Raw genomic sequence first — 13652 nt, forward strand, 5'->3', positions numbered from 1 at the left:
TATTTTCGTGAAGGTCGATTTGTTGATTCAAGACGTCCAAGTGTTTAACAGCTATTTTAAAAAGTTCATCAAAGGAAATGTCGCTGTTTTGGATGGACGATTCTTCTATATTGGTGAGCGGAGTACGGAAACATTTGAAGCTGCCGAGATCGTGGACGGACAAGGCCGCTACATGATTCCTGGTCTGGTCGATATTCACTTGCATATTGAGAGCACGATGGTGACGCCGGAGACATTTTCCTATGGCTTGATTCAAAACGGAGTGACGACGATCGTACCGGAACCGCATGAGATGGCCAATGTATTCGGAATTGAAGGGATCAAAGAGATGATTCGTGCGAGCCGTGATTGTGTCGTTGATATGCTGTACGCAATCCCGAGCTCCGTACCAGCTACCTCAATGGAAACGACAGGTGGGTCTGTCGAGATTGCAGACATGGACGAGCTCTTGCGCTCCGAAGAGATCATTTGCCTCGGCGAAATCATGAACTACGTAGACATTATCAAGGACCCTGACTGCAAGACGAATCGCATCCTGGAGCATATCCGCAAGACGTATCCAAAGCTCGTCATCGAGGGGCATGTTCCGAAATTGATCGATTTGGATCTGCATCGTGTCATTTATGCGGGGGTGGACTCTGATCATACGCACCAGACGCGTGAGGGCATGGAAGCGAGAATTGCAGCAGGCATGTTCCTAGAGATTCAAGAAAAATCGATGACGGATGAAGTCATGGACTATTTGATCAAAGAGGATGTTTCCGAGCATTTTTGCTTTGTGACGGATGATGTGATGACAGATTCCTTGGTCAATCGCGGACATTTGAACCATATCGTGAAAAAAGCCATTCAAATGGGCATGCAGCCGGAGCGCGCGATCTACGCGAGTACATTTACCCCAGCCAGACGTATGAACATGACGGATCGAGGGGCGATTGCTCCTGGCAAAATAGCGGACTTCCTGTTGCTGTCTGATCTGCATGAACTCAAGATCGAACGCGTCTACAAAAATGGGAAGAAAGCTTATGACGCCAGGGAAGAGTACCGACAAGTAGTCAAAGAGAAGCAGTTTCCTGCGCATTTTTATGAGAGCATCAAGCTATCACCGCTTACAGAGCAAGACTTCCACGTCGCGGTAGATGTGCCGGACAATCGTTATCCATGTCGGGTCATGCTCGTTCAAAACGGTTCTACGTTTACAGAGGATCACCGTGGAATCGCTGAGGTGCGGGAAGGACAACTCTTGTGGGAGGAGAGCCCATACGGCTTGATCGCTGTCTTTGAACGCTATGGCAAAAACGGCAATCGCGGTTACGGCTTGATCAGCGGCGATACGATCAAGCGAGGTGCGGTAGCCACTAGCTATTCGCATGACAACCACAATCTCTTGGTTGTCGGACACAATCCGCACGATATGATGGTCGCAGCCAATGAAGTCATCCGCAACCAGGGCGGCTTTTACGTGGTGGAGGATGGCAAGGTGATCGCGAGCCTTCATTTGCCGGTCGGAGGCATTTTGACAGAGGAACCATTGGAAAAGACTGCAAAGGAAGTTGAGCAACTTCGCCGTGCCATGGAGTCGCTCGGTTACAATCACTACAACCCGATCATGTCGATCAGCACGCATTCCTTACCGGTCAGTCCAGCCCTGAAGCTGACGGATCTGGGGTTGATCGATGTAAATGAAGGGAAAATAGTTCCGTTGCTTTTGATGTGATAAAAGTTGTCTGCTGAGAATATTATTTTCGGCAGGCAACTTTTTTTGATCAAAAAGTCCCGAAAGAAGCATATAAAATTTCATGCATAGGCATACACTCCCGAATAATTACCTATTCACTTACTGGAATTAGGGTATTTGGCAGGTTTTGGTTTGGGTATTCAGAATCTGTAATACTGGAAAATTTTTCTGTAACATGGTATTCGATCCTAATCCAGAAAAGAGGAGATAAATAAATGGATAACGTAGGGTTGAGAAACAAACTGTTCAGTAAAGGTCTGTCGCTTTTGTTCATGCTGGCAATGATGCTGGTGGCAGGCGCAGCTACTCTCGTGTTCGCTGAGAAAGCCTCGGCTCACGGGTACATCGAATCGCCAGCGAGTCGCTCTTACTTGTGTAAGACGGGGCAAAACAAAGGCTGCGGTCAAATCCAGTGGGAACCGCAAAGCGTGGAGGGTATTGGCGGGTTCCCGCAGTCTGGTCCTGTCGATGGTGAATTTACTGGTGGAGGCCGCTATCCTGAGCTTTACGCACAAACGGCAGATCGCTGGACCAAGGTTACCTTGCAGGGTGGACAAAATGCGTTTACTTGGAATCTAACAGCCCCGCATAGTACAGCGGAGTGGAAATATTACATCACGAAAAAAGATTGGAATCCTAACAAGCCGCTTGCCCGAGCGGATTTGGAACTGTTCTGCTCGTTCCAGGACGGAGGGAAAAGACCGCCATTCACGGTAACGCAATCGTGTAATGTACCTACAGATCGTAGCGGTTACCACATTATTTTGGCTGTCTGGGAAATTGCTGATACGGGCATGGCTTTTTACCAGGCAATTGATGTGAATTTGATTAACACGGGAACAGGCATCATTGAAAAGCCTACCGTTCCAGGCAATGTGACTTCTGTATCGCAAACAGCTACAAGCATTGAGCTTAGCTGGACAAAATCCGTGGCATCTGAGGGAATCAAGCAATACGATGTGTATCGCGATGGCAAACGAATCGCGTCTACCAAAGAAACAGCATACACGGACAAAGATTTGACGCCTGCTACGGCTTACAGCTACACCGTTGTGGCAGTCGATGGCAAAGGGAAAGAGTCTGACTCTAGCAAAGCCCTTACCGTTCGCACAAAAGCGGAAGATATCGTGGATACAGAAGCACCGACGGTACCAGCGGGAATCATGACTCACCATCCAACAGAGACAGAAATCGACCTCATGTGGAGTCCTTCTCGAGACAATGTTGGCGTGGCGAAATACGAGGTATATCGTGATGGCTCCCACGTAGGGACAGTTGAAAAGCCTTACTTTGTCGATAAAGGATTAACAGCAGGCACATCTTATACGTATACGATCAAGGCGGTTGATGCCGCAGGAAATATTTCCGAAGAGAGCGCGCCTTTTGCTGCAAGCACCAAGGAGAAAAAGCCTGAAGTGCCAGGTGAAATCGCTGAGTGGGATTCCTCTGCTGTGTATGTACAGGGCGACCGCGTCTTATATGATGGAATGGAATTCGTAGCAAAATGGTGGGTAACTGGTGAACAGCCAGACCGTTCTGATGCGTGGAAACTGGTAAGCGATGTCGTACTGTCATGGGATTCCAGTAAAGCGTATGATGGCGGAGCGCAAGTGAATTACGAAGACAAGGTTTATGAGGCAAAATGGTGGACCAAGGGCGAAGAGCCAGGGAAAGCCGATGTATGGAAGCTGGTTGAATAATGTAGCAAAGCCCGGGTGATCTGCCTGGGCTTTTGGTTGTGTAAGTGCAGTCACTATTTTGCCGATTTCTACTTGTTTTGCTATACTTATAATTTGAAAGATAAACAGTCTCCGGCCACATTGATGCAGGATTGTTTGCCCATCTTATAAGGTTAGAAGGAAATCAAAAATGAATGAAACCTATTCGCTAAAAGAAAAATGGCGACAGTTTTTGGCTGTTTTGCTTCCGATCTTGATCTCACAACTGGCGCTGTTTTCGATGACGTTCGCCGATACCATCATGTCTGGACATGCCAGTCCAACTGATTTGGCGGGGGTAGCGATTGGGGCTAGTCTATGGACACCTGTTCAAGCAGGCTTGACGGGGATTCTGATGGCTGTCATGCCGATGGTTGCACAGATGGTTGGGGCAGGGAAACAAGATCAGGTGTCTTACACGGTTATGCAGGCCTTGTATTTGAGTGTGGGGATTGCAGTCGGTGTCATCATCTTCGGTGGTTTGGTGCTTGATCCGATCCTGAACTGGATGCAATTGGAGCCTGAGGTGCGTACGATTGCTCGCGGCTTCCTGCATGCAATCGCTCTTGGAATTGTTCCGATGTTTCTTTATACGGTGCTTCGTTGCTTTATCGACGCATTAGGACAGACACGGGTAACGATGTTTATTACCTTGCTTTCGTTGCCAATTAATGTCTTGCTGAACTACGCTTTTATCTTTGGTAACTTTGGCTTGCCTCGACTAGGGGGAGTCGGTGCCGGGCTTGCATCTGGCATCACATACTGGTGTATTTTGCTGATTACTCTGTTTGTCGTGAATCGCGTACACCCATTCGTTGCGTTCGGTTTGTTCTCCCAATTTCATCGTATCTCGATGAAAGCATGGAAAGAGCTGCTGAAGCTGGGGCTTCCTATCGGATTTTCGATCTTTTGCGAGGTTAGCATTTTTGCGGCCGTCACTTTGTTCATGAGTGAATACAGCACGATTACGATTGCTGCGCATCAGGCAGCGATGAATTTTGCATCATTCCTGTACATGGTGCCATTGAGCATATCCATGGCGTTGACGATTGTCGTCGGCTTTGAGGTGGGAGCCAAAAGGTTCCGGGACGCGAAGCAGTACAGTTATTTGGGTATAGGTATCGCGCTTGGTATTGCCCTTTTGTTCGGAATCAGTTTGCTGATGTTTAGCGAGCAGGTGGCTGGTTTTTACACGACTGACATCGAGGTGTTGGAGCTTGCTCAGCATTTCTTGATGTACTCGATCCTCTTCCTGATCTCCGATGCCATCGCAGCCCCTATTCAAGGAGTACTGCGCGGGTACAAGGATGTGACCGTTACCTTTATCGTTGCGCTGATATCTTATTGGGTGATTGGCTTGCCTTTGGGATACATTCTGGCGAAATTCACTTCGCTTGCAGCATTCGGATATTGGATTGGTCTGATTACGGGATTGGCTGCCGGTGCCATCTTCCTTTTTGGACGTCTGCTGTCGTTACAGAAACGCATGATTCGCAGTCATTTATAAGGAAACAGATAAGCGGGAAATCCCTGATGTGGGGTTTTCCGCTTTTTGCATGAAGAATGAAAGTCACGTTTACACTAGGTGAAAGACCAGATATACTTCTTATCATAGGTGATGGAAGATAACCTGACATCAAAGCGGATGGGGGGGAGAGACTCATGTCACTCTCGGTATTCACAACGTATGATTTTTTGCTAAAACTTGGAGTTGCACTATTTCTAGGTCTGATGATTGGTATGGATCGGCAGCTTAAGCACAAGCCGCTGGGTGTAAAAACCAGCATGGTTATTTCGGTTGCGAGCTGTCTCATTACGATTGTCTCGATTGAATCCGTGCATCGGTTCTCCTTGCCCGGACACACGAATATGGACCCGCTGCGCTTGGCTGCTCAAATTGTGAGTGGTGTGGGTTTCCTTGGGGCTGGTGTTATTCTTCGTCGGAGTAATGATGTTATTTCGGGTTTGACCACTGCCTCAATGGTCTGGGCGGCTTCTGGACTTGGGATTGCAGTAGGAGCAGGTTTTTATTTTGAGGCAGTCACCGCGACGATCCTCATTATTTTGGCGATTAATTTGTTCCCGATCATTCTTCGCTTAGTTGGTCCAGAATCGCTTAGACAAAGAGATTTGTCGATTAAGATTGTGGTCGAAGGCGGGGGCGAATTAGATTTGGTGTTCAAGCAGATTAAGCACCTCGAACTGCAAGTGAAGCGGGTGAAGGTCAAAGACTTGGACAATAATCTGCAAAAGCTGGAAATGATGATTACAGCATCCGAAAATACGTATACGACGGATATATACAGCCTGTTGAAGGCCGTCGATCATGTCATTTCGGTAGAAGTAGAAAGCAGATAATATGGAATACTAGAAGACGGAGGCCATTAAGATTTGGCTTTCGTCTTTTTTAGTTGCTGTCGTGAGGGAAGAAGCGCATTTCCAGTCTACGCTTCGACCTCCGCCCCGCAAGGGGTGAAGACTGTCCGCTTCGGAAAAAATGGCGGGAGCGCTTCAAACGTAGATGGTTCGAAGAAGGATTCCATAAGTGAAGCTGAAATTCCCCGCCATTTTTTCCTACGCTGGGTCGGGCTCCAGAGGCGCTTGGACTGGAAATGCGCTTCTTCTACGTAGCTTTTTGTTTTTATTTTTGAGCGTGAACTCTTGAAGCCCTCTTGAATTACTTACAAAAATGTTGTAAAAGCTCCTACTACACATAAGCTGTACGAAAGCACTGTCACATGTCTGGAAGGAGACCGCCCGAACGAAGAGAGGATACAGGCGACTGGAAGACATGTGGCAGGGCTTCCCCCGACCCCAACCGTTTGAAGAATTTTGGTTTTTCCCGAAAAAACACTTCATCCCTTGATAACAAGAATGAAAATCATTATCATTTTAGTGAAGAAGAACTGCTTTATCCTTTTTTACATAAGTAAACGCTTGATAACGAGGAGGATGCGAGATGGAATTCAGAATTGAAAAGGACACGATTGGAGAAATCAAGGTTCCGGCGGATAAGCTGTGGGGCGCGCAAACACAGCGCAGCTTCCAAAACTTCGAGATCGGCGAAGAAAAAATGCCACTTCCACTGATTCGCATGTTTGCCATCCTGAAAAAAAGCGCTGCGCTGGCGAATCAAAAGCTGGGCAAGCTCGATAATGAAAAGGCTGAAGCGATTGTGGCGGCAGCAGATGAAGTGATCCAAGGAAAATGGGATGAGCATTTCCCGCTCGTTGTCTGGCAAACTGGCAGCGGCACGCAATCCAACATGAACGTCAACGAAGTCATTGCCCATCGCGCGAACCAATTGCTGCAAAAGCAAGGCAGCTCGGCTCGCATCCACGCCAACGATGATGTGAATAAATCGCAGAGCTCCAATGATACATTCCCGACAGCGATGCACATGGCTGGATTGGTTGCTATCGAGGAGCAAGTACTGCCTGCACTCCAGCTGTTAAAGGCAACGTTGAAAGAAAAAAGCGAAGCCTATATGGATATCATCAAAATCGGTCGCACGCATTTGCAGGACGCGACTCCGCTGACGCTGGGCCAAGAATTCAGCGGTTGGGTACGCATGCTGGAAAAATCGGAAAAGATGATCAAGGAGAGCAACGAGTACCTGCGTGAGCTGGCGATTGGCGGAACAGCGGTAGGAACAGGAATCAATGCGCATCCGCGCTTCGGTGAAATGGTCGCGGCAGAAATCAGCAAGGAAACCAACCATCAATTCGTGACGGCAGAAAACAAGTTCCACGCGCTGACCAGCCATGACGAGCTCGTTCATGTACATGGTGCCCTCAAAGCACTGGCGGCGGATCTCATGAAAATCGCCAATGACGTGAGATGGCTGGCGAGCGGCCCGCGTTGCGGAATCGGTGAACTTGTCATTCCAGCGAACGAGCCAGGCAGCTCCATCATGCCAGGGAAGGTGAATCCGACCCAAAGCGAAGCGATGACGATGGTCGTATGCCAAGTGATGGGCAACGATGCTGCGATTGGCTTTGCTGCTAGCCAGGGGAACTTCGAGCTGAATGTCTTTAAACCAGTCATCATCTACAATTTCCTCCAATCCGCAAGATTGTTGGCAGACGCGATGAAGTCCTTCAACGACAATTGCGCAGTAGGTATCGAGCCTGATTTGACAGTGATCAAGGAAAACCTGAACAACTCGCTGATGCTGGTGACGGCGCTGAACCCGCATATTGGCTATGAAAATGCGGCAGCAGTTGCGAAGCTGGCTCACAAAGAAGGCATTACCCTCAAGGAAGCGGCGATCAAGAGCAATTTGCTGACCGAAGAGCAATTCGATCAAGTCGTGCGCCCTGAACAAATGATTCATCCAAAAGAATAGGATCTTCATAAACAAAACCGATGGTCCCGTATTTTGTGGCCATCGGTTATTTTTTGAGCCATTACAGATGCGAACCGCCACTTGCATCAATCAATTGACCAGTTACCCAGCGGCTGTCCGAGGAAGCGAGAAAGGAGGCAATATCCGCTACATCATCAGGCTCTCCCCATCTGTTGAAGGTGGAAAGTCCAGCTGCATACTTTTGTCCATCCGGATTATTTTGCAACGTGCCAGCATTCATCTCGGTGTTAATAATTCCCGGCAGGATCGCGTTTACCGTAATTTGACGGCTTCCCAGTTGTTTAGCCAGAGCTAGCGTCATTGTGTTTACAGCCCCCTTTGATATGCTGTAAGTGAACACACTTGGGGAAGCTGCACGAGTCACGAAGGATGAGAGATTGATGATACGGCCTTCCTCTCTTAAGCGTGGCAAAGCTTGTTGGATTATAAAAAACGGTGCTTTGACATTGATGTTCATAACCTCGTCAAACGATTCTTCGGTAGCCTCTTCCAACGTTAAGATTTGTCCGATCCCAGCGTTATTGACGAGAATGTCAAAATGATGATCTCCTGTACGTTTCTGCAATGCTTCGTCCAATGTCTCATAGAAATCACGAATGCCGTCAAGAGTCCGCAAGTCCGTACCGATTGCGAATGCTTGGCCTCCAGCTCGTTCAATCTCACGTACGACTGCTTCCGCTTCTTCCTGTCTTCTTCCATAGTGCACGACGACCAATGCGCCATCCTGCGCCAGACGTAATGCGATCCCACGGCCAATCCCACGACTTGCTCCGGTTACCAATGCAATTTTCCCTTTCAAATTACTCATGGTTTCATCTCCCTTGATTGAAATTCAAGTTAGTTATAACACAAGGGGATGTTTGAAATATTGCTCTCTCATTTACTCGGTTGGTCTTACTTGCTTTACCTTTTCTTTAACAATTCTTGTTATAGTGATCCTATCTATATCTACTACGCATGAGTTCGGAGGTGTTTGTCCGTGAGGATTTTGATTGTAGATGACGACAAAGAGATTGTAGAGCTGATGGCGATATATTTGAGCAACGAAGGGTATGAGATTGAAAAGGCTTTTGACGGTTTGGAAGCGATGGAGAAGCTCGAGCTGAAGCCCATCGATCTCGTCATTCTGGATGTCATGATGCCCAATCTGGATGGGCTGGAAGTAACCAAGCGTATACGAAAAAACTCGACCATCCCCATCCTGATGGCGAGTGCCAAAACGAATGATATGGACAAAATCCTGGGCTTGATGACGGGTGCAGATGATTACGTGGCGAAGCCGTTTAATCCGCTGGAAGTGATTGCGCGGGTCAAGTCTCTCCTGCGACGGGCGAACTACACGCAGGCAAGCAAACAGGATCATGTGATTGAGGCGGGACCATTAATTATTGACAAGCAAAGTCACTTCGTTCAGACAAAAGAAGGCACCCCGATCAAGCTGACGGCATTGGAATTTTCCGTCCTGCATCTTCTGGCAAGTCATCCGAATCGGGTATTCAGCTCGGAGGAAATTTTTGACCGCTGCTGGAAAATGGAGAATTTCGTTTCCTACAAGACGGTAATGGTTCACATCAGCAACCTGCGGGAAAAACTGGAGAAGGCGACCAATGGCGAGAAGGTGATACAGACGGTCTGGGGGGTCGGCTATAAAATTGAAGCTTAGAGCCAAGGATTTTATCCGCATCCTTTTCGATTTGCTGCTTGGCCTCATGATCATCTACGCTGTTTTTCAAATGGCTGATTTTTTTGCCAACAACTATTTGTACACCATTCCGGAAATTAGAGAGTTCATCTGGAAGTTGCGGGTCAATTTCGATATCAACTCCTTTAAAATCCCAATAATTTTGTTGGCAACCGGCATGTTTGCGGCGTGGTCGGTGGTTCGTATTCGCAAGTACCTGGAACAAAGGCAGATGGAACAAATCATAAACGAGCTGCATTTCATTGCAAAAGGCAACTATCATCATCAGATTTCCATTCGTCCAAACGGCAGCTTGGGCCAAGTCGTCGATAGCATCCATGCTCTGGTCAAAAGCACCTTGGATGCGATGGAGGAGGAGCGGCGGCTGGAACAATCGAAGGATGAACTGATCACCAACGTTTCCCACGATCTGCGAACGCCGTTGACTTCCATCATTGGCTACCTTGGGCTGATTGAGCAGAACAAACACCAGGACGAGGAGAAGTTCAAGCACTACGCCCATATCGCCTATGAGAAGGCCAAACAGATGAACGTGCTCGTCAATGATTTGTTTGAGTACACGAAGGTCCGCAATCGCGGGGCGTATTTGAAGCGAACGCAGTTTGACTTGGTAGAGCTGGTTGAGCAAGTATCGGTCGGCTTTCGACTCGTGGCGAGTGAGGCAGGGCTGCGTTTAATCGTAGACACACCCGATCAAAAAATAGAAATGGCAGGAGATACTGACAAGCTCGTTCGCGTTCTGGAAAACCTTATTTCCAACGCTGTGAAATACGGACGCGATGGTACGGAAATCATCATTCGCGTCTTCGAGCAAGGAGAAGGTGTCGCGATTTCTGTCGCCAATAACGGAGCGCCGATCCCGGCTGAATATGTGCCAAGCCTGTTTGAACGCTTTTTTCGGGTGGAGGCCTCACGTTCGAAAGAAACAGGCGGCTCGGGTCTCGGACTCGCTATCGCCAAAAGCATCATCGATCTGCACCAAGGAAGCATATCCGTTGAAAGCACAAACGAATGGACGACCTTTACCGTTTGGCTGCCACGTACAATCTCAAGCATTTGAGAAAAGCTTTACTTTTTCTTTACCTTTCGTTTCCGTTAATTTTAATTGAAAGGTCTATCCTGACTGCATGAAGGTTATGACAAGCGGCTCATTTCCGTCGTGATGGACGCTGAGGAAGCTGCCAATTGTTTTACAGAGACAAAAAACTGATGGAGAGAGGGTTTGACAATGGATAACGTGCAAAAAGTGGAGAGACCGACAGAACTGCTTATTCTTGCAGGTTATGCAGTGTTTGCCCTTTATTTGTTTCTCGTAGTGAAGGTACTGCTGCTCAAATTCGGCAGTTTGGATAGCAGCTTGCTATTGGATCAGTGTAAACTCATTTGGAGCGATCCGTCTGTAATTGTGGAGCGGTTGCGCTACCGGAGCAATTTGGTGCCCTTTCATGAAATCGAGAACTATATCAAAGCGATTCGAAATAACCAAAGCTGGCACAGTGCAGTGAACTTCGTAGGCAACGTGATCGCCTTCATGCCATTAGGCTTCCTGCTGCCGCTGTTGTTCCCAAAAAAAGCCGGCTCCCTGTTCAGAGTCATCCTGCTATCCCTAATGCTAAGCCTCGGTGTGGAACTGACACAACTCGTAATGAACGTCGGAACATTCGATGTCGATGATTTGCTCCTGAATACAGCGGGCGGGATAATCGGGTACATCGTGTACTTGTTCATTTGGCTTCTACAGAAAAAACGATTCATCTATTCGGTAACTTCATAGACCACTTATTAGGCACCCACATGGTGCTTTTTATTTTTTAGTAAAAAGGTTTCGATCAACCAACAAAGCTGGCGAGAAGAAAAAGCACAGGGCTCGCAGACCTTGACAACGCCTACCCAGTCGGAACTTCCAAAAGGGGACCACGCTTGTCGAACACTTCTTCCTTGAGAAACGTCCGCCCGTAGGGTGGCTTTGGCTCGACGGTCCCCTTTTGGAAGTGTAGACGGACAGTGAATCCCCCTTGCGGGCGTGTCAGAGTCGAAGAGAACTGTGCTTTTTCTTCCCCTCCACCATGTTGACCCAACCAAAGAAGTCCCCCTTGTTTTGTCCCAATGCCTATGTTTACACTTATAGAAACCCATTGAAAATCCGTCGAAAGAGAAGGTGATTCTCTTTGTTAGATAAAGCGCAAGAGATTTTACGAAAGTACTTTGGCTACGAATCATTTCGAGAAGGCCAGAAGAAAATTATCACGAGCCTGTTAGCCGGACATGACACCGTAGGCATCATGCCAACCGGCGGTGGGAAATCCATCTGTTATCAAGTCCCAGCGATGCTCCAGGACGGCGTAACCATCGTGATCTCCCCCCTCATCTCACTGATGAAGGATCAGGTCGACGTACTGGTCAGCATGGGCATTCCCGCCACCCAAATTAACAGCTCACTGGATTATAGCGAGGTTCGCGATCGACTCCGTATGGCAGCGCGGGGAGAGTACAAGCTGCTGTATATCGCCCCAGAGCGTTTGGAATCCGAAACGTTCCAAAACCTGATTCAGGATGTTCCGATCTCGTTTGTGGCAGTGGACGAAGCGCATTGCGTCTCGCAGTGGGGGCATGATTTCCGCCCGAGCTATTTGGCAATTGCCCGTTTTCTTCAATCCTTGCCACAGCGCCCGATCGTCGCTGCCTTGACGGCGACAGCGACACCGGAGGTAACCGAGGACATCAAGCGACAGCTGGAATTAAAGGACGAGCGCCTTTTTATCACAGGATTTGGCAGAGATAATCTCATCTTGTCCGTACGCAAGGGGGAGAACCGTCGGGAATTCATCCAGGCGTACTTGCGGGCGAATAAGCAGCAGGCGGGTATTATTTATGCGGCAACGAGAAAGGACGTGGACGCCTTGCATGCAGATTTGGACAAGCGTGGCTTTGCTGTGACCAAATACCATGCAGGACTGACGGAAGAGGAACGTGCGGCCAACCAGGAAGCATTCCTGTACGATGATGTCCGGACGATGATCGCGACCAACGCATTTGGCATGGGCATCGACAAGTCCAATGTGCGCTACGTCATTCATTACAACATGCCGAAAAACCTGGAGGCGTATTATCAGGAAGCAGGCCGTGCGGGACGCGATGGAGAGCCAAGTGAGTGTATTCTACTGTTTCAGCCCCAGGATATCCAGACGCAAACGTTTTTCATCGAGCAGAATCAACTGCTGGACGAGCGCAAGGAGCTGGAGTACAAAAAGCTGTACGCGATGATCGACTATTGCCGGACGCCGCGCTGCTTGCAGCAAAACATCGTGCAATACTTCGGCGAAACAGATGCTGTCGCGTGCGGACGCTGCGGGAACTGCACCGATGAGACCGAGCTGTCCGATATTACGCTCGAAGCACAGAAGATTTTCTCCTGCGTCAAACGTATGAGAGAGCGCTTCGGTGCCGCACTCGTCGCGCAGGTACTGAAAGGCTCCAAGAATAAAAAGGTCACCCAGTTTTCCTTCGATCAGTTGCCTACGTACGGATTGATGAAGGAATACAAGGAAAAAGAGATCGCAGACCTGATCCAGCTCCTCATTGCCGAAGGCTATCTGCAAGTAACGGAGAGCCAATATCCAATCGTAAAGCTGGGAGAGCGGGCATTGCCTGTTCTGCGGGGCGAAGAGCGCGTCGTGCAAAAAATCTCAATTCGTCCTGTGCAGCTGACAGAGGATGACGAGTTGTTCGAGCACCTGCGCGCGTTGCGCAAGGAAATCTCGACGCGCCAAAAAGTACCGCCGTACGTGATTTTCCCAGATAGTACCTTGAAGGAAATGAGCAGTGTTTGCCCGACTGACAAACAAGCCATGCTCAAGATCAAAGGAGTAGGCGAGGCGAAATTTGAGAAGTACGGAGAACTCTTTCTGGAGTGTTTGCAGAACTATGCAGCGATCAAGTCGTGACATGTACGTCACGGCTTTTTTTGCTATTTTTCCTTTCATATGCCTGCTATAGTTAAATAGCACCCAGAATTTTCATACAAAATAGAACAGGAGGACAATTAGAGCAAGACCATCGAGGGGCATTGACAGATTTAAGAGAGACAGAGGGGAAAACATGAAAAAACTAGCGAAGGGCTTATTA

The 13652-nt window shown here is 48.4% G+C and carries 11 protein-coding genes; 9 read left to right on the forward strand and 2 right to left on the reverse strand.

The features are described from left to right. Window positions 1-7: 7 nt before the first annotated feature. The 5 genes from C7R94_RS06205 (at window position 8) to fumC (ending at window position 7804) form a co-directional block, all read left to right on the forward strand. The gene (locus C7R94_RS06205; RefSeq protein ID WP_106779131.1) at window positions 8-1717 is read left to right on the forward strand and encodes an adenine deaminase; all 1710 of its coding nucleotides are present in this window, start codon (window positions 8-10) and stop codon (window positions 1715-1717) included. Between the two features lie 236 nt (window positions 1718-1953). Then, window positions 1954-3438 carry a lytic polysaccharide monooxygenase gene (locus tag C7R94_RS06210; protein ID WP_106779133.1) on the forward strand — a complete coding sequence of 495 codons (1485 nt, stop codon included), beginning with the start codon at window positions 1954-1956 and terminating at the stop codon, window positions 3436-3438. A 169-nt stretch (window positions 3439-3607) separates the two neighbouring features. Further along, window positions 3608-4963 (forward strand): MATE family efflux transporter, encoded by a 1356-nt coding sequence (locus tag C7R94_RS06215; RefSeq protein WP_106779135.1) that lies wholly within the window; start codon window positions 3608-3610, stop codon window positions 4961-4963. Window positions 4964-5118: 155 nt separating this feature from the next. After that, window positions 5119-5814: an MgtC/SapB family protein gene (locus tag C7R94_RS06220; protein WP_047070055.1), complete on the forward strand. Its 696-nt coding sequence runs from the start codon at window positions 5119-5121 to the stop codon at window positions 5812-5814. A gap of 601 nt (window positions 5815-6415) precedes the next feature. Then, the gene (gene fumC / locus C7R94_RS06235) at window positions 6416-7804 is read left to right on the forward strand and encodes a class II fumarate hydratase (RefSeq protein WP_106779143.1); all 1389 of its coding nucleotides are present in this window, start codon (window positions 6416-6418) and stop codon (window positions 7802-7804) included. A gap of 61 nt (window positions 7805-7865) precedes the next feature. Here the strand turns inward: fumC and C7R94_RS06240 are convergent, their stop codons facing one another. Then, the gene (locus C7R94_RS06240; RefSeq protein ID WP_106779146.1) at window positions 7866-8633 is read right to left on the reverse strand and encodes an SDR family oxidoreductase; all 768 of its coding nucleotides are present in this window, start codon (window positions 8631-8633) and stop codon (window positions 7866-7868) included. 165 nt (window positions 8634-8798) lie between these two features. Between C7R94_RS06240 and C7R94_RS06245 the strand changes: the two genes are divergently transcribed. From C7R94_RS06245 to C7R94_RS06255, 3 genes are all read left to right on the forward strand, one after another. Continuing rightward, window positions 8799-9488 (forward strand): response regulator transcription factor, encoded by a 690-nt coding sequence (locus tag C7R94_RS06245; protein ID WP_206767788.1) that lies wholly within the window; start codon window positions 8799-8801, stop codon window positions 9486-9488. Continuing rightward, the gene (locus C7R94_RS06250; RefSeq protein WP_106779152.1) at window positions 9478-10587 is read left to right on the forward strand and encodes a sensor histidine kinase; all 1110 of its coding nucleotides are present in this window, start codon (window positions 9478-9480) and stop codon (window positions 10585-10587) included. The genes C7R94_RS06245 and C7R94_RS06250 overlap by 11 nt, the downstream gene beginning before the upstream one ends. Window positions 10588-10755: 168 nt before the next feature. Further along, entirely contained in the window at window positions 10756-11301 is a 546-nt protein-coding gene (locus C7R94_RS06255) for a VanZ family protein (protein WP_047070048.1), read from the forward strand. Between the two features lie 112 nt (window positions 11302-11413). Here the strand turns inward: C7R94_RS06255 and C7R94_RS06260 are convergent, their stop codons facing one another. After that, the gene (locus C7R94_RS06260; protein ID WP_106779155.1) at window positions 11414-11605 is read right to left on the reverse strand and encodes a hypothetical protein; all 192 of its coding nucleotides are present in this window, start codon (window positions 11603-11605) and stop codon (window positions 11414-11416) included. Between the two features lie 90 nt (window positions 11606-11695). On the opposite strand from C7R94_RS06260, the gene recQ reads away from it, so the two are divergent. Then, entirely contained in the window at window positions 11696-13471 is a 1776-nt protein-coding gene (recQ, locus tag C7R94_RS06265; protein WP_106779157.1) for a DNA helicase RecQ, read from the forward strand. The last annotated feature ends 181 nt before the right edge of the window (window positions 13472-13652 follow it).

The organism is Brevibacillus sp. NRRL NRS-603, assembly GCF_003013445.1.
Taxonomy (GTDB): domain Bacteria; phylum Bacillota; class Bacilli; order Brevibacillales; family Brevibacillaceae; genus Brevibacillus; species Brevibacillus formosus.